16 protein-coding genes are annotated in these 16,810 nt (G+C 67.1%); 9 read left to right on the top strand and 7 right to left on the bottom strand.

Annotation, left to right across the window (positions count from 1 at the left end; translation table 11 throughout):
• Positions 1–121 precede the first annotated feature (121 nt).
• The 6 genes from ACSQ3Q_RS21985 (at position 122) to ACSQ3Q_RS21960 (ending at position 4,966) form a co-directional block, all read left to right on the top strand.
• Positions 122–619, top strand: coding sequence for a YiaA/YiaB family inner membrane protein (locus ACSQ3Q_RS21985; protein WP_436136445.1), 498 nt, complete (start codon positions 122–124; stop codon positions 617–619).
• Positions 620–724: 105 nt separating this feature from the next.
• A complete protein-coding gene (locus ACSQ3Q_RS21980) occupies positions 725–1,180 on the top strand; it encodes a hypothetical protein (RefSeq protein WP_436136444.1) in 456 nt (151 codons plus the stop codon).
• Positions 1,181–1,256: 76 nt separating this feature from the next.
• Entirely contained in the window at positions 1,257–2,054 is a 798-nt protein-coding gene (locus ACSQ3Q_RS21975) for a DUF2145 domain-containing protein (protein WP_436137052.1), read from the top strand.
• A gap of 91 nt (positions 2,055–2,145) precedes the next feature.
• On the top strand, positions 2,146–3,201 hold the full coding sequence (locus ACSQ3Q_RS21970) for a serine endopeptidase (protein WP_436136443.1): 1,056 nt from the start codon (positions 2,146–2,148) through the stop codon (positions 3,199–3,201).
• Entirely contained in the window at positions 3,198–3,656 is a 459-nt protein-coding gene (locus ACSQ3Q_RS21965) for an FAD-binding protein (RefSeq protein WP_436136442.1), read from the top strand. Before ACSQ3Q_RS21970 ends, ACSQ3Q_RS21965 begins: the two co-directional genes overlap by 4 nt.
• A 299-nt stretch (positions 3,657–3,955) precedes the next feature.
• A complete protein-coding gene (locus ACSQ3Q_RS21960; protein WP_436136441.1) occupies positions 3,956–4,966 on the top strand; it encodes an FAD-binding oxidoreductase in 1,011 nt (336 codons plus the stop codon).
• A gap of 29 nt (positions 4,967–4,995) precedes the next feature.
• Here the strand turns inward: ACSQ3Q_RS21960 and ACSQ3Q_RS21955 are convergent, their stop codons facing one another.
• Both ACSQ3Q_RS21955 and ACSQ3Q_RS21950 read right to left on the bottom strand, forming a co-directional pair.
• Positions 4,996–6,420: a diguanylate cyclase gene (locus tag ACSQ3Q_RS21955; protein ID WP_436136440.1), complete on the bottom strand. Its 1,425-nt coding sequence runs from the start codon at positions 6,418–6,420 to the stop codon at positions 4,996–4,998.
• A 362-nt stretch (positions 6,421–6,782) separates the two neighbouring features.
• Positions 6,783–7,247 carry a hypothetical protein gene (locus ACSQ3Q_RS21950; RefSeq protein ID WP_436136439.1) on the bottom strand — a complete coding sequence of 155 codons (465 nt, stop codon included), beginning with the start codon at positions 7,245–7,247 and terminating at the stop codon, positions 6,783–6,785.
• Between the two features lie 429 nt (positions 7,248–7,676).
• On the opposite strand from ACSQ3Q_RS21950, the gene ACSQ3Q_RS21945 reads away from it, so the two are divergent.
• Positions 7,677–8,132 carry a hypothetical protein gene (locus ACSQ3Q_RS21945; protein ID WP_436136438.1) on the top strand — a complete coding sequence of 152 codons (456 nt, stop codon included), beginning with the start codon at positions 7,677–7,679 and terminating at the stop codon, positions 8,130–8,132.
• A gap of 42 nt (positions 8,133–8,174) precedes the next feature.
• Here the strand turns inward: ACSQ3Q_RS21945 and ACSQ3Q_RS21940 are convergent, their stop codons facing one another.
• Entirely contained in the window at positions 8,175–9,017 is an 843-nt protein-coding gene (locus tag ACSQ3Q_RS21940) for a distant relative of cell wall-associated hydrolase (protein ID WP_436136437.1), read from the bottom strand.
• Between the two features lie 26 nt (positions 9,018–9,043).
• Positions 9,044–10,216: a tRNA guanosine(34) transglycosylase Tgt gene (gene tgt, locus ACSQ3Q_RS21935; protein WP_436136436.1), complete on the bottom strand. Its 1,173-nt coding sequence runs from the start codon at positions 10,214–10,216 to the stop codon at positions 9,044–9,046.
• Between the two features lie 125 nt (positions 10,217–10,341).
• Between tgt and ACSQ3Q_RS21930 the strand changes: the two genes are divergently transcribed.
• Complete coding sequence (locus ACSQ3Q_RS21930; RefSeq protein ID WP_436136435.1) at positions 10,342–10,821, top strand: universal stress protein; 480 nt, start codon at positions 10,342–10,344, stop codon at positions 10,819–10,821.
• 162 nt (positions 10,822–10,983) lie between these two features.
• Here ACSQ3Q_RS21930 and ACSQ3Q_RS21925 read toward each other — a convergent pair whose 3' ends face one another.
• From ACSQ3Q_RS21925 to ACSQ3Q_RS21915, 3 genes are all read right to left on the bottom strand, one after another.
• The gene (locus ACSQ3Q_RS21925) at positions 10,984–11,370 is read right to left on the bottom strand and encodes a hypothetical protein (RefSeq protein ID WP_436136434.1); all 387 of its coding nucleotides are present in this window, start codon (positions 11,368–11,370) and stop codon (positions 10,984–10,986) included.
• Between the two features lie 402 nt (positions 11,371–11,772).
• Complete coding sequence (locus ACSQ3Q_RS21920) at positions 11,773–12,978, bottom strand: phospholipase A (RefSeq protein ID WP_436136433.1); 1,206 nt, start codon at positions 12,976–12,978, stop codon at positions 11,773–11,775.
• A gap of 149 nt (positions 12,979–13,127) precedes the next feature.
• Positions 13,128–15,212: an ATP-dependent helicase gene (locus tag ACSQ3Q_RS21915; protein ID WP_436136432.1), complete on the bottom strand. Its 2,085-nt coding sequence runs from the start codon at positions 15,210–15,212 to the stop codon at positions 13,128–13,130.
• A gap of 300 nt (positions 15,213–15,512) precedes the next feature.
• Here ACSQ3Q_RS21915 and ACSQ3Q_RS21910 point away from each other — a divergent pair, with 300 nt between their 5' ends.
• Positions 15,513–16,787, top strand: coding sequence for an ABC transporter substrate-binding protein (locus ACSQ3Q_RS21910; RefSeq protein ID WP_436136431.1), 1,275 nt, complete (start codon positions 15,513–15,515; stop codon positions 16,785–16,787).
• Positions 16,788–16,810: the final 23 nt, after the last annotated feature.

Genomic DNA, 16,810 nt, shown 5'->3' with positions numbered 1-16,810 from the left:
GCCTGGCGATACCGAGCAGCCGGACAACCGCCACTGGCGCAACCGACTGGCGCCGCCAGCGCGCGCCGCGGGCACCATTCGCTCCGTGTTCAACCCAGGCCGCCAAACGGCCACCTCTCTTATGTCCTCCAATGCCCCCCTCATCGTTCAGCGTGACACCCGTGCCTGGCAGCTCCAGGTCTGGGTCTCGTTCGGCATCGCCGTCTTCCTGTGCGCGGTGGGACTGGCCTGGTTGCCGGGCGAGCACTTGGAGCAGGCGTTCATGGTGATGGGCTATGTGTTCTGTCTCTCAGCCGCGTTCGTGCTGGCCAAGTTTGTGCGCGACAACGAAAGCGCTGCGCGCCGCGGCGCTGGTGATACGCCGATGTGGAAGCTGGTGGTGTGGGGCGGTTTTGCCGTCGCCATGGGCCTCACGGGCTGGGGTCTGTTCGGCATGGAAATCAACGTGACCTACAAGGCCTTCCTGGGCGTGAGCTGGCTGTACCTGATCACCACCGCCTTCACGCTGGCCAAGATGCTGCGCGACCGCCACGAGGCCGATCTGATGGAAGCGCGCATGCAAGGCCGCCGCGAAGCGGCAGCTGCCGCAGCCGCCACGTCTGGTAACAACACCAACTAAAGATTCGGTCGCCCGCCATCTCGCTATGGCGGATGCTCGCTGGTTGTTTTGAAAAATCCGGTGCTGCGCCTTTGCTGCGCAGTACCTTCCGTAAGGAGTGAAAGCATGAAGAAATTCCACAAAATCCTGGGCCTCGGCTTGGCCGCTGGCCTGCTGTGCACCTTGGCTGCGCTGCCCGCCCGGGCGCAGAGCGAGGCCTCGGCGGCGCTCTCGCTGTTGCCGGTCGCCTCGGTGGTGGGCACGGCATCGGTGGCATCGGCGGCTGCAGGTGCCTTGGTGACGGTGCCTGTAGCGCTGTCGACGGCGGGTGCGGTGCTCACTGTGAAGACAGTCGAAGCCTCGGCCGTGGGCACGGTGTATCTGCTGGAGCGTGCTTCGGACGGCGCGCAGGTCAGCGTCGAAGTGGCGGGCCGCGGCGTGGGAGCATCGGCCCATGCCGTGGGCACGGTAGTGACCTGCAGCGTGATCGGCACGGGCGTAGTGCTGTCGGTGGCGGGCGAGGCGATTGCCTTTGTGCCCAACGCCATCGGCCGTGCGCTGCTGCACAACGAGCGTCTGTAAGGGCACCGCCATGAATGTGCAGCTGATGACCGTGACAACCCCGGCGCATGCCCGTGTGCGCTCATTCAATCTCGCCATGCTCGGCCTGGCCCTGGTGGCGGCTGCGGCCTTGCTGGCTGCCCCCGCGGCCCACGCGGGCCGCTCCTGCGAGGCGGCCAAGCCCGTGCCTGCCAAAGTGATCGAGCGCGGCATGCAGCTGGCGCAGCAGACCTCGGCCGCGCTGGATGCCGAGCACGCCAGGTCCGGCGCGCAGGTGGTGGTGCTGGGCCGCGCGGGGCAGGACCTGAGCAAATACGGCCTGCGCTATTCGCACCTGGGCTGGGCTTATAAGACGCCCGAGGGCCCCTGGCGCGTGGCCCACAAGCTCAACGAATGTGGCACGGCCGTGGGTTATCTGTACCGCCAGGGCCTGGGCGAGTTCTTCCTGGACGACCTGTGGCGCTACGAAGCCGTCTACGCCGTGCCCACGCCCGAGGTGCAGCAGCGCCTGCTGGCCGTGCTGCAGGACAAGGGCCGCACCAAGGCGCTGCAGCATCCGCCCTACAGCATGGTGAGCTACGCCTGGGGCCACAAATACCAGCAGTCCAACCAATGGGCGCTGGAGACGCTGGCTGCCGCCATGGAGCCCGCCACGGTGCGCAGCCGCGAGCAGGCGCAGGCCTGGCTGCAGTTCAAGGGCTACGAGCCGACCACACTCAAGCTCGGGCCGCTCACGCGCATGGGCGGACGCGTCGGCTCGGCCAACATCGCGTTCGACGACCACCCCAGCGACAAGCGGTTTTCGGACCTCATCGAGACCGTCACCGTGGACTCGGTGCTGGCGTGGATGCAGCGTGCGCAGCTGGCGTCGGCCCCGGTCACCATCAAAAATTGAATGAAAAGTGCCGCTAGCGCTTGATGGTCAAGCGCTAGCAGCTATCAAAACAGAAGCATGCGCCGGAGGCGCCCGTGAGGAGTCAACAACCATGAGCAAATCCCTGAGGCTGTCCGAGAAATGGTTTCGCCGCGGCCTGTGGCTGGTGGCGCTGGTGTTCGCAGGCTTCTTGATCGGACTCGGCGGCACCATCGTGGGCGACCTGCCCAAGGTCGAGACACCGCTGCAGCTGGACGACTTCCTGGACCGCCCGGCGGCCGAAAAACTTCGCGCCCAGGTGCGCGAATCGCACCAGGCCGAGGAGGACGCGCAGACCGCGCTGGAGCAGGCGCAACTGCAGCGCAGCAAGGCCCGCAGCGAGACGCAGGCCACGCGCGAGACCTTCAACAACTGGCTGGCGACCCGCTCGGCCACGCAGCGCGCGGACCAGGACCCGGAGGTCATCGCGCGCACCCAGGCGCTCGATGGACTCAAGCTCGCCGAGCGCAAGACCCAGCAGGCCGTGGAGGCGCAGCAGCAGGCTGCGCTGGATGCGCGCCAGGCCGCGGCGGCCACGCAGGAGCGGCTGAACACGCTGGAGGCCGATGGCTACGTGAGGCTTGAGGCCGAGCGCCGCAAGGTCGAGCTGCGGGTGTTTCTGTACCGCCTGGCCCTCACGCTGCCGCTGCTCGCCGTTGCGGGCTGGCTGTTCGCCCGGAAGCGCAAGGGCACCTACTGGCCTTTCGTATGGGGCTTCATCTTCTTCGCGCTGTTCGCGTTTTTTGTCGAGCTGGTGCCCTACCTGCCCAGCTACGGCGGCTACGTGCGCTACGTGGTGGGCATCGGCATCACGGTGCTGGTGGGGCGCTACGCCATCCTGGCGCTCAACCGCTACCTCGAGCGCCAGAAGCTGGCTGAAGCGCTGCCCGACCAGGAGCGCCGCAAGGAGCTGAGCTACGACGTCGCCCTGGCCCGCCTGGCCAAAAGCGTGTGCCCCGGCTGCGAGCGGCCCGTGGACCTCAAAAACGAGAAGATCGATTTTTGCCCGCACTGCGGTATCGGCCTCTTTGACCATTGCGGCGCCTGCAGCGCGCGCAAGAGCGCGTTTGCGCGGTTCTGCCACGCCTGCGGCACCGGGGCGGGGGTGAGGCTGGCGCGCGAAGAATGACGCGGGGTACTGAAGCCCCGCGGGCCCCGCATGGCTTGCGCCGCCGGGACCTGCTAGTTGCGCTGGCCGCAGCGGGCCTGGCGAATGGGCTGGGGTACCAGTCATCCGCCATGCAGAGCGCGCCTGGCGTGTTGATCGAGAACGTCTCGCGTCTGTATCCGGTGCAGGTGGCCAAGGTCGTGGTGCCCAGCAGTGTGCAGGAGGTGGTGCAGGTGATGCGCGGCTGGCCCGGAACGGTCGCAGTGGGCGGCGCGCGCTACAGCATGGGCGGTCAGACCGGCGCTCCTGGCGGCCTGCATATCGACATGCGCGCGATGAACGCGCTGGTCTGGCTCAATGCGGCGCGCCACACCGTGCGTGTGCAGGCCGGCATGCGCTGGCGTGATCTGCAGGACCCAGGGCCTGCTCACACTATTTTTGCCAGTGCGAATGCCGCCCCAGCCACGCCAATCTAGGCGTGTGACGACGCCAAGGCCGGGGCCTTGGCTAGGAACGCAACGACGAGTGGCGTGACTGGGGCCGCCTTCCCTGCGGGTTGCGATGCAAAAGGGCCATCCGCAGCGTTGCCAAACCTCGCTGGGGCCGAACCCCAGCTTCGTTTGGCGCCTAGCGCCTGGCCCTTTTGCATCGCAACGCATCTGGCAAAAACAGTGTAAACAGGCCCTCGACCCGCACGACTTGGCGGTGCGCACCATGCAGAGCTATTCGAATTTCACCGTGGGCGGGTCGGTGTCTGTGAACGTGCACGGCCGGTATGTGGGGGCACGGGCCCATCGGCGCGTCGGTGCGGGCGTTGCAGATCGTGCTGGCCAGCGGCGAGGTGCGCGAGGCCAGCCGCCAGCAACACCCCGACCTGTTTCGCGCCGCCTTGGGTGGTTATGGCGGCCTGGGGGTGATCACCGAAGTGGAGCTGGACCTGGATTCCAACACCGCCATGGAGCGCTCGGTGGCCCATGTGGCGCTCGACGACTACCCCGGTTTTTTTGCCGCAAAGGTGCGTGCCGATGCCAATGCCGATGCCAATGCCGATGCCAATGCCGATGCCGATGCCGATACCCAGGCCGTGATGCACAACGCAGACCTGCTGCCGCCGCATTTCGACCGTGCGACGGCGGTGACCTGGACGCGCACCGACAAGCCTGTGACGGAGCAACTGCGCCTAGTTCCCCGCGGCCAGCGCTACGACCTGCACAAGGGTTTGATCTGGGCCGTGATGGAGCTGCCCGGTGGCGACCAGCTGCAAGCCAAGGTCGTGCGCCCGGCGCTGCTGCGCGGCCAGCCAGTGGTGTGGCGCAACCACGAGGCCAGCCTGGACGCGGCCTCGCTGGAGCCCGCGAGCCGCGTGCTTTCCACCTTTGTGCTGCAGGAGTACTTCGCGCCGGTGGCCCGTTTCGCTGCATTCACCCGCGGCATGGCCCGCATCCTCGCGCAGCACGGGGCGCAGGTGCTCAACGTCTCGGTGCGCCATTCGCCCGCCCACCCGGATGCGGTGATGGCCTGGGCGCGGGAAGAGGTCTTCTCGTGGGTGCTGTACTACAAGCAGGACACGCGACCCAGCGCGCAGGCCGCGGTGGGCGTGTGGACGCGTGCACTGATCGACCTGGCCTTGCAGCACGGGGGCACCTACTACTTGCCTTATCAGCGCCACGCCACCGCGGCGCAGTTTGCGGCGGCCTACCCGCAGGCAGAGCGATTTCGAACGGCCAAGGCCACATGGGACCCGAAAGGGCGGATGACCAACATGCTTTGGCAGCAGTACCTGTAGGGCGCGAAGCGATACCGGTGGCGCAGCCCTTAGCCCACCATCACCCGGTTGCGCCCCTCGCCCTGCGCCCGGTAGAGCGCGGCGTCCGCAGCCAGCAGCAGCACGTCCATGTCCGCCTCACCCCCCAGGGTGGCGCTGTGCACCAAGCCGATGCTGACGGTGGCGTGCTGCGCGGCCTCGGGCGCCGTCGGCGCAGGCTGCTGGACACCCAAGCGTTGGCGCTCCACCGCCGCGCGCACCTGCTCTGCGATGGCATGGGCCTCGACGGGGGATACGCCCGGCAGCACGGCGGCGAATTCCTTGCTGCCCAGGCGGCCGAGCAGGTCCTGGCGGCGCAGCGTGCCTGCGATGGTGCGCGCGATGCCGATGAGCAAGGCGTCGCCTGCCGCGTGGCCGTGTTGGTTGTTCACCTGCTTGAAATGGTCCACGTCCAGCACCATCACCGCGGCCCCGGCAGAACCACACTGGTGCTGCTCCAGCAACGCCTGGCCCTGCTGGAGCAGCGTCCGGCGGCCCAGCACGCCCGTCAGATCGTCGTGGCGCACTGCGTGGTCCAGGCGGCGCAGCGCGTGGGCGCGGGCTGCGCTGGCGCAGGCCACGGCCAGCGGGCCCAGCGCCAGCAGCGTCACGCCCACGCGCAGCGAGAACACGTCGCCCGCGTGCTCCGGCGTGAAGTTGAGCACCCCGGTGGCCACGCCCGCCATGGTCCACAGGCACACCACCAGCGACAGCAGGCTGGCGGTAAAGGCGCTGTAGCTCAGCGCACACCACAGCAGCCCCGGCACCACAAAGGCCAGCATGCCCGGGCCGCCGACCAGCGTGCTCACGCCTTCGGCCAGCAGCAATGAGCTTACGGGGGCAACGCGCCAGAACACCGATGTGCCGGTGCTCTGCGCCGCAGGCGGCAGCGGGTCGTCCGCGCGCGGCGCGCTCAGCACCACGGGCACGATGAGCATGTAGTTCATGAGCTCGGTGCTGAACCACAGCGACAGCAGGTCCGTCCACGGGGCATGAAAGTACACCGGCGCCGCGCCACAGCCTGCGGCGGCGCCCACCGCACTGGCCACCAGCGCGGCCAGCAGCAGGTACAGCGCCGACGTGGTGCGCTGCAGGCGCAATGTGGCGTCGTCCAGGCGGCGCAGCACCAGCCAGCCAGCCGTGGCGCCCAGCAGGTTGGCCGCGTTGAGCCACAGCGCCATGCCCCAGGGGCTGCCGGTGACCAGGTCGGCCGCCACGTAGCCCGCCGCCGCGACCACCCAGGCGTGGGGACGCGCGAGCGTGGGGTAGCGCACCAGGAGGCCCAGCAGCAGCGCGTTGGCGGGCCAGAAGGCGGAAAGAAAACCAATGGGCCGCGCAAAAATGCCCACCAGGCAGGCGCCAAAAATCAGCAGCCCCAGGCCCGCCCAGACAAGGGCCGGCGCAAGGGGCCGGGTGGGGGCAAGGGTGCGGAACATGGGGTGCAGGCGGGTCAGGCGGGGGAAGTTTGGGGCCGTGGCCGGGCAGGGCTGCGGGATGCGCCCTGATTGTCCGCGCAGGCACGGCGCAGGCCGCGGCGCGTTGATACATCTGTTGACAAACTCCAACAGTCACGGCGACGGCTTTGGGCCCTGGGTGCTGGCGCGCTGAGGGCGTAGGCCTGCAGCGCTTGGCCGCGTCCATCAATGCCACCGGCTGTGCGGTGGGTGTGAACGCTCGCAGTCGCTGCAGATATGCGGTGGGCGAGGCTGGGAACCTTGCAGGTCGATGGGGTGGGGCCTCGCGCATGGCCACGGTTTGATCCGCAGCGTGCGCAGGTCTCCGCTTCGCGCAGGCGGACTTACTGCCGTCGCCAGCGCCGCACCCACTGCCGCCGCAGCACCCGCGCGGCGCGCCAGGCCCAGGAGGCGCGGGCGCGCTCCAGCACGGCGTGTTTGAAGCGCATCCAGTGCGTGTAGGCCCAGGCAAACCAGCGCAGCTGCATGAGGGCCGGCTGGGTGAGCGTGAACAGCCGCGCCACCACGGCTGTGCCCACCACCTTGGCCAGGGCGATCACCAGCATGCCCAGCACGACATGCCCGCGCCCGATGGCCCAGAGCGCGAGCAGCTTGACCGGCAGCAGCAGCGCGGTGGGCAATGCAAACAGCGCCACCGCCGCCCAGGGCGGCAGGCTGCGCACCTTGCCCTCGATCCAGCGCAGCCCGGGCCAACGGCCGATGCGCGCCAGCAGCTGCTGCAGCGGGACCCAGCCCCATTCCTCGAACAGGATCACGGCCGCCAGCAGCCCGCTGGCGATGCCGGCCATCACCCGCGCGGGCCAGTGCAGCAGTTGGAGGAGGATTTTTTGAATGATTTTGGGCTCCAGCGCTGGTTGTATAAGGTTTTATTGCTATTAAATTGGTGGCAATTAGGCTCTGAAAGCTGGGCACCAGCCCACGCGCGCTGCAGCATACCGCTGCGCGCAGATCGGCTTGTGGCTCCAGGCCTCGCAGTCGGCGGATCCCCCCATCCCCACATCTCCATCCCTGTGCGGTTGGAACTCCTCGGAAAGGGTGCTTTGGCCCGAAATAGCGACCTTCCCGAAAGCAAGACGGCCTTGCAGGCTGGACGGAAGTAGCCCATGGCGATACCTAAGGCGCGCTGCCACGCCACCGGTCGCGAAATCCGGCACTTGTAGCAGCCAATGCGCGAACCATCGGCGCCACAAGCATGTGCTTGGGTCACTAGGAGCCTTATGGCCCCGTTGTCTTCGTCATCGATCCGTCACCGCGTGGTGGCGGGCGTGGTTTTGTCTGCTGCCGTGGCAGCCCTCAGTGGTTGTTATGTGGCGCCCATCCACCATCCCGTGCCGGCGCCCATCGTGGTGCAGGCACCAGCGGCGCCAGCGCCCGTCACCCTGGCCGTGCGCCTCTATCCCGCCAACGACCAAGCCACCCCGTTTGGCATGGTGCACGCGGTGGTCACCAATGACCTCCACGGCCGGGGCACCTTCCAGGCCTCGATCCTGGGCGAGAACTTTGTCGGCGAGGCCACGCGCAAGGCAGGCTCGTCGCGCGAGGGCCTGGCCAGCGGCTCCGGCACACGGGGCGGCTACCTGAGCTGCCAGTACTCGATGAACTCGGCCACGCTGGGCATGGGCTCGTGCCGCCTGTCGAGCGGCGCGTTGTTCACCATGCACGTGGGCGGATAACTCCGCGGATAGCGCAAGGGGTAGCGCAAGGGGTGGGGCAACTCAGGGGCTGGGTTGCCCGGTCACTGCGACATCCGTCGCCAGGTGACCGCCCTTGAGGTGACCCACGTACTGCAGCGCCTGCTTGATCTGCACCGACGGCACATCGCCTTCGCGCATGTGCAGCAGGTCGGCGGGGCTCACCATCAGCGCCGATGCGTCGGTCAGCGGCAGTTGGGCGGCGCGGTAGGCCTCAAGCACCAGCTGCGAGCAGAAGAACCGGTCGTTTCGGGCCGCGCCGAGCTGGACAGCGGCCGTGCCGCGCAGGCAGGCGTCGCGCACGCTGCCCGGCACCAGCGGGATCTCGCAAAACTTGCGCTGCAGGGTGAACGGCGCCTGCAGCACGATGCCGGCGGTGTTGTATTTCTTGCCGTCCTGGGCCTGTGCAAAAACCCGCATCGCCGTGGCGTGCGCGTCGGTCATGCCGGGGTGGCGAAAGGCCACGATGGTGGCTTCATCGGCCATGAACTCGGCCGTGCTGCGCGTGCGCACACCGGAGCCCACGGCCTCGATGATCCGGTCGTCGCCCAGATAGAGCGCCGCATGGCTCACCGGCGACAACGTGAAGACACGGATGCCCAGCGAGTTGATGCCATGCGTGGCCGACAGGATGATGTCGCCAGCGCGCAGGTCCTGACTGCCTACGGTTTGCCCGCCGTTGGCGGGCGTGAGCAGTACGCTGTTTTGCAGTTGCAGCGTGGGCAGCCCATTGTCCGGATCGCGGTCGATGCGGCTGGCGCAACCGCTGGTGCCCAACAGCACCACGCCGATGGCCGCGCACAGCCCCGCGCGGGCGCTGCGGCCGATGGAGGGCACAAATCCTGAAAGCATGGTGAGTCCGGTCATGGTGGGGTATCAGGTGCTGCGAACGCTCAGACGCCGCGGGCGCGGTCGCTTTTGAACTGCGCACGGAACTGCGCGAAGGCGCCTGCGTCCAGCGACTCGCGCACCTCGCGCATCAGGTTCAGGTAGTAGTGCAGGTTGTGCACGGTGGTCAGCATGGGCCCGAGCATTTCGCCGCAGCGGTCCAGGTGGTGCAGATACGCGCGGCTGAAGCCTTCGCGCCCGCCGTTGTCCCACGACACGCCCGCGCTGCCCGCACACGCATAACACGTGCAGCTGGTATCGAGCGGCTGGTGGTCGGCCTTGTGGCGCGCGTTGCGGATTTTCAGGTCGCCAAAACGGGTGAACAGCGTGCCGTTGCGCGCATTGCGTGTGGGCATCACGCAGTCAAACATGTCCACGCCATCGGCAACGCCCTGGACCAGGTCTTCCGGTGTGCCCACGCCCATCAGGTAGCGCGGCTTGTGCGCGGGCAGCAGGTGGGGCGTGTGCGCCATGATCCCCAGCATCTCGTCCTTGGGTTCGCCCACGCTCACGCCGCCAATCGCGTAGCCGGGGAAGTCCATCTCGACGAGTTTTGCGAGCGATTCGGCGCGCAGGTTGGTGTACATGCCGCCCTGCACGATGCCGAACAGCGCGTTGGGGTTGTTCAGGCGGTGGAATTCGTCCTTGCTGCGCTGGGCCCAGCGCAGGCTCATCTCCATGCTCTTGCGCGCCTCGGCCTCGGTGGTGAGGTGCCCCTTGGTCTCGTAGGGCGTGCACTCGTCGAGCTGCATCACGATGTCGGAGTTGAGCGTGGTCTGGATCTGCATGCTCACCTCGGGCGACATGAAGAGCTTGTCGCCGTTGACGGGGCTCGCAAACGTGACGCCTTCTTCGGTGATTTTGCGCATCGCGCCCAGGCTCCAGACCTGGAAACCGCCGGAGTCGGTGAGGATGGGCTTGTCCCATTTTTCAAAGCCGTGCAGGCCGCCAAAGCTTTGCATCACGTCGAGCCCGGGGCGCATCCACAGGTGGAAGGTGTTGCCCAGGATGATCTGCGCGCCCATGTCGTGCAGGCTCTTGGGCATCACGCCCTTGACGGTGCCATAGGTGCCCACGGGCATGAAGATGGGGGTCTGCACCACCCCGTGGTTGAGGGTGAGCGTGCCGCGGCGTGCGTGGCTGGTGGGGTCGGTTTTGAGGAGGTCAAACTGCAGCATGATGGGCCGTATTGTCCCAGACGGTTCCGCCGCCGCGACGCAGGCCGCAAAAGGGCTGGCGCCCGCACCGAGCGTGGCTACACTGGACCCGCAACCCGCGCATCACACTTCGGAAGGAGACCCCCATGCTCAAGATCCTCATTGCCGTGGACGGCTCGGAACTCTCCCTGGACGGCGTCCACCACGCGCTCGCGCTGGTGCGCCAGGGCCTGCAGGCCAGCGTCGTGCTGGCCCATGTGCAGGAGCCCGCCACCCTGTACGAACTGGTCACCACCCGCGACCCCGACCTGATTGCCGCCGCCAGCCTGGAGGCGGGCGAGCATCTGATGGCCCCGGCGCGCGCGCTGCTCGATGCCGCTGGCATCGCTTACGAGACCGATGTGGGCGTGGGCGACGTGGCCCACACGCTGGTGGACATGATCGAGCGCTCGGGCTGCGACCTGGTGGTCATCGGCGCGAAGGGGCAGGGCGCCATCACCACCGCGCTGCTGGGCTCGGTATCGCAAGAGGTGGCGCACGCGAGCCCCGTGCCCGTGACCATCGTCAAGCACGCCGAGGTGCTGGAGGCTGTGGAAGGGGATGCGGTGGAAGACGCGGAGGCTTGAAGAAGCACCAGGCCTTGTCACCCGGATGATCGGCCCGGCGGTGGGGCTCTTCGGGGAGGCGCGGCAAACACGGCGCCGCCCAAAACGACAAGGGCCGCATGTTCAGCGGCCCTGGGCGTCGGAATAGAGCGAAAAAGAAACGGAAGAAAACCCGGTTGCCGTTCAGGCCGCCTTGCGAAACGGCTCCGAAGGCCGTTGCAGCTTGCCGTGTGGCAGCGTGGCCAGGCGCGTGAACATGCGGCGGCAATAACCGCTGATCCACAAACACTTGTTGAGCTCGTCCACCGGCAGCGGGCCCGACACCACCACGATGTCGTTGGCCACGTCCTGCGCCCCGGCGGCACGCAGGCGGCGGCGGGTGTTGTTGGCCCAGGACTGGATGCGGGTGGGGCTGCCATGCTGGTGCACCTCGCCCGTATGGACGTCAAAGGCAATGGCCACGGTATCGGTCTTCAGCTTGAACCTGCGCTCGCCCGTCACCGCGCTGGGTGCATCGCGCATGTCGTACAGGTAGTAGCTGCCGGCCTTGAGCTGGTATTGCATGTCCATGGGGTGTTCCTCTCTCTGCTCACATTTTGGAGGGGTGCACACAGGGGCAATGGCAGCTTAAACGGGGGGAATACCGCTCTTATCGAAAGCGTGGCCTGCGGCGGGCCATGGCGTCTGGGTGCGCGTGCCATTGTGGCGGCGCATCGGCACCTGATCGCGAACCTTGAATGCGATGTCGTAACGAGTTGTGAGGCCGCGATGGGGCGCCACCGTTGTTGACCCTCCTCCGCGCGCCTCGCCACAGCGTTTGCAACTGGCACTACCCCCGCGAGGGACGCCAAGCAAGGGCCGCCCCGCAGCGAGGGCGTCGTCCCCCTTCCCGAATTGCACAGCAATTCGAGAGACGGGGTGAAGGCGCGCCAGCGCCTCAGCGGGATGTGCCTGCCTAAAGGATGTACCTGCCTAAAAATCCACCAGGCTCACGCCCACGCTGAACACCGTGCGCTTCTTGTTGTAGTCGATCATGCTGTCGCCATAGCCGCTGAACAGCGCGGTGTGCAAGCGCAGGTTGCTCTTGCCGCCCAGCAGGTTGGAGCCCACGGCCTGCAGCCATTCCACGCGCACCGAGCCGCGTTCGCTGCTCGACAGTGAATGCCGCAGCGTCGCGCCCACTGTGTTGTCCTTGTTGATGTTCCAGAACGCCGACAGCTCGCCGCGGCCTACATAGTCGCTGATGCCGGGGTTGTCGTCGCTGCCCGAGCCTTCGGGAATGCGCTTCCAGATGCGGGCGTTCACGCGCACGCTGTTGCCCAGCTCCATGCCGGTCATCAGGTACGCGCGGTTCCAGCTGCGCGACAGGGGCTTGCTCTGGCCGTTGGACTGGTGCACCAGCCCCACGCCGCTGTAGCGCCACTTCCAGCCAAACGGCAGCTCGGCCGTGGTGGGGTAGACGTACATGACCTCGGGTTCGTGGTCGGTGGTGCGGAAGGGGCGCGAGATTTCGGGCGTGAACAGCTGCCAATACGACTGCTGGGTGTAGCCAAACCACACCGAATCCTTGAGGGTGGGGTGGCCCTGCGTGAGCAGGCCCTGGGCAACCTTGGTGCGCACCGACAGCTGAATGCGGTTTTCGACGCGGCGGTAGGGCGTGGACTCGGTAGCCGAATGGTCGGCCGCGTCGGACGTCGGCTGGCGGTTGACGTTGCTGCCCCCTACCACCGACACCGTGATCGGCCGGTAGCCGCGGAAGCTGAAGGTGCCGCAGTCGCTGCCCGACTCCAGCTCCCAGAAGCGCGAGAGGTCGCTGTACTGTGCGTCCCGGCAACCGTCTACGCGCGAGACGTCGATGACGCGCGTGGCCGGCAGGGTGGAGTCCACGGGGGGCGGCACTGCAGCCGTGTCCGTGGCAGTGCCGGCCGATGCGCCGGGCGCTTTCCAGGTCTGCTCGGCGGCCGCCTGGTCAAAGCAGGCCAAGCGGGCCTGGTTGTCTTGCGACAGCGCGGCGCAGCGGCGCCAGGCGTCGCCCGCGGACGGCGAAACCCCGGCAGTCCCCGCGCTGTTGCCTTGTGCCAGTGCGGCACCGCCGGGCGCCAGGGTGGCCAGCAGCGCGAGCGCGGCAGGAAGGATGTGGCCTTGCGGGCGGGGACGGAAGTGGTTGCGTAGTGGCATGGTGGTGTGAGAGTGTCGAGGCTTCAGCGTATTACAGGAGTTCGGGGCAACGCGCGGGATGGAACTGGACGTGTCTAGGGAGAAATTGCCTCAAGCGCTTGTAGGATAGGCGCTTGTTGCTATCAATATGGTAGTGACCTCTTGGGGGTCTAAGAGATGCCTGCGGGGGTAGCCGCCGCCGCGCTGGCCTGCGCCTTGGCGGCAAACTCGGCGCGCAGCGCCTTGAGTTTCTCGCGCGGGTCTTCGCGCACGGTGGCCTTGTCCAGCCCCATCTCGGCGATAAAGCGGCTGGGCTGGGCCGAGACCATTTCACGGCCCTTCTTGCGCTTCTTGGTCCAGCTCACGGCCAGGGTGCGCTGGGCGCGGGTGATGCCCACGTACATCAGGCGGCGCTCTTCCTGCAGGCGCTGCAGGGTGTCGTCGCTCACCTTCTGCTGGCGGCCTTCGTCGTCGTCGAGCTTGAAGGGCAGCATCCCTTCGGTCACGCCGACCAGAATGACGTGCGGCCACTCCAGCCCCTTGCTGGCGTGCAGGGTCGACAGCGTGACCATGTCCTGGTCCTTCTCGCGCTCGCTGATGGTGGACAGCAGGGCGATGGTCTGCGACACCTCCAGCAGGCTCTTGGTTTCCTTGGTCACGACGGCGCCTGAGCTGTCGTCGATCTGGCCGCCTGCGCGCTGCGCCATCCAGTCGCAGAACTCCATCACGTTGCTCCAGCGCGCGGCCGCCACCTTCTCGCTGTCTTCGTTGTCGTACAGGTGCTGCTCGTAGCCGATTTCTTTCAGCCACTCGTTCAGGAAGGTGCGCGAGTCTTCGGCACCATGCACGCGGCGCGCGCTGTATTCCAGGTAGTTGATGTACCGGCCGAACTCGTGCAGGCCGTCCATGGCGCGCTTGGGGATAGCGGCTGGCAGCATGCCGTTGAACAGCGCGCCGAACATGCTTTGTTTGTGCTGCGTGGCAAAGGCGCCCAAGGCCGCCAGTGTGGTGTGGCCAATGCCGCGTTTGGGGCTGGTGATGCAGCGCAGAAACGCCGGGTCATCGTCGTTGTTGATCCACAGGCGAAACCACGCGCACAGGTCCTTGATTTCCGCCCGGTCAAAAAAGCTCGTGCCACCGGACACCTTGTACGGGATGTTGGCCTTGCGCAGCGCTTTTTCAAACGGCTTGGCCTGGTGGTTGGCGCGGTACAGGATGGCGAAGTTCTTCCAGTCGGGCGGCGGGTTGCTGGCCGCGCGCAGGCTCTGGATGCGCGCCACGGCGCGGTCCGCTTCGTGCTCCTCGTTGTCGGCGTCCACCACGCGCACGGGCTCGCCTTCGCCCAGTTCGCTGAACAGCGTTTTGGGGTACAGCTTGGGGTTGGGCCCGATCACGTTGTTGGCCGCGCGCAAGATGGCGCTGGTGGAGCGGTAGTTCTGCTCCAGCTTGATGACCTTGAGCTGCGGGAAGTCCACCGGCAGCTTTTTCAGGTTGTCGAGCGTCGCGCCGCGCCAGCCGTAGATGGACTGGTCGTCGTCGCCCACGGCCGTGAAGTGGCCGCGCTCGCCCACCAGCAGCTTGAGCAATTCGTACTGCGTGGCGTTGGTGTCCTGGTACTCATCGACCAGCACGTGGCTGAGCAGCGCCTGCCACTTGGCGCGCACTTCGGGGAAGTCGCGCAGCAGGCGCAGCGGCATGCCGATCAGGTCGTCGAAATCCACGCTTTGATAGGCCGCCAGGCGCTCCTCGTAGCGCGCCATCAGCGTGGCGATGATGCGCTCGTTGTCGTCCGCCGCCTGGGCCAGTGCCTGCTCGGAGGTCAGGCCCATGTTCTTCCACTTGCTGATCACCCACTGCCACTGCCGCGCCGTGGCCATGTCGGTGGTGCCGCCCGAGGCTTCCTTCAGGATGCCCGTCACATCGTCGGCATCCAGGATGCTGAACTGGGGCTTCAAGCCCAGCACGCTGCCGTCCTCGCGCACCATGCGCACCCCCAGGGCGTGGAAGGTGCACACCAGCACGTCCTTGGCGCGCTTGCCGATGAGGTGCTGCGCACGCTCGCGCATTTCGGACGCAGCCTTGTTGGTGAAGGTGATGGCCGCGATGCGCTTGGGCTCCATGCCCTTTTCGATCATGTGGGCGATCTTCTGGGTGATCACCCGCGTCTTGCCCGAGCCCGCGCCGGCGAGCACCAGGCAGGCACCGTCGGTGTAGTGGACAGCCTGAAGCTGGGCGAGATTGAGGCCTGCGGACATGGGGATGCGTGGGGGAAGCCTCTAGGGCCAGAAGAAACCGAGGGGGACAACCGGCCGCGGGGGCCGCCGCCGGAGCGCGCAATGATACCGGTCAGGCCCCAATCGGGCCGCGCCCGCTGAAACACGGTGGCTGGTGAGCGCAAAGCTGACCGAGGCTGACGACCTGCCCGCAGCCGCCCAGGAAGACTGCCCGGCACGGCCTGGCTCTGCGGGAAATCCCCCTAGGGGGCACCTTGTCACACTTTGATACTACGTGGAAAGCCACGCCTTTGCTGCGTGGCCTGTCTGGATGCGCCCACCATGAACTACCACCGCCCGCCTTCCTCTTTGCCCACCACCCTGCCGATCTCCGCGCTGGCGGCACGCCGCCGGCAGCGCTATTTGGTGGCCGCGTGCGCTGGTTTGCTGGTGTGCGCAGCGGCGGCACTGCCGGCCAGGGCGCAACTGGGCAGCACCGCACCGGTGCGCATTGGCGTCGTGGGCCCCTTCACCGGCCCGTCGGCCGACTTTGGCGTGCCCATGCTCAACGGCATCAAGCTGGCGGTGGACGAGATCAACGCCGTGGGCGGCTACCTGGGCCGCCCACTGGAGCTGGTGGTCAAGGACGACGGCGCCAACCCGGACCAGGGCCGCAAGGTCTCGCAAGAGCTGCTCAGCGAGAAGGTCGTCGCCACCATTGGCTTTTGCAACACCGGCGTGGCGATGAAGGCCATCGACCTGTTCCAGGACGCCAAAAGCCCGCTCATCGTGCCGTGCTCCACCGGCACGGCGGTAACGACCAAATACCCCGCGCCCGACAGCTACATCTTCCGTGTGCAGGCCCGCGACGCGCTGCAGGCGCCGTTCATGGTGGACGACATCGTCAAGCGCGGCTGGGACAAGGTGGCCATCTTTGCCGACAAGACGGGCTATGGCGAAGGTGGCTACAACGACGTGGTGGCGGCGCTGGCCGCCAAGAACCTCAAGCCCGTGCATGTGGCGCGGTTCGACCTGGGCGTGAAGGACCTCACGGCCGAGCTCACCGCCGCCCGCGCCGCGGGGGCCAACGTGGTCTACAGCTACACGGTGGGGCCGGAGAACGCGACGATTGCCAACGGCAAGAAGGCCATGGGCTGGAAGGTGCCGCAGGTGGGGGCCTGGCCGCTGTCGTTCCCGTTTTTCCTGGAAGGCGCCAAGGACGCCGCCGAGGGTGCGCTCATGGTGCAGACCTTCATCGCCGAGCCCAGCAACGAACGCCGCGCGTCCTTCCTGTCGAGCTACACCCGCAAATACCAGGGCAAGGTCGCGGTGCCCATGGCGGCCGCCAACGCGTACGACGCCACCTATTTGCTGATGTACTCCTTCCTCGGCATCCGCGACGGCAACCTGGCGGGCAAGGCCGTCAAGGAGTCGCTGGAGGGCAAGATGAAGACCTACTACGGCGTGGTCTCCACCTATGACAAGCCGTTCAGCGTGCAGGACAAAGACGCCATCACGCGCAACATGCTGGTCATAGGCATGGTCAAGAACGGCGCCATCACTTTTGCGTACCCCGAGGATGCCAAGCGCAACCTGATCGTCCAGCGCAAGCAGTAAGTCGGATTTGCGTTCAATTGCCT

Source organism: Acidovorax sp. LjRoot129, from assembly GCF_964253765.1.
GTDB lineage: Bacteria > Pseudomonadota > Gammaproteobacteria > Burkholderiales > Burkholderiaceae_C > Acidovorax.
This window is presented reverse-complemented; position numbering and strand designations above follow the sequence as displayed.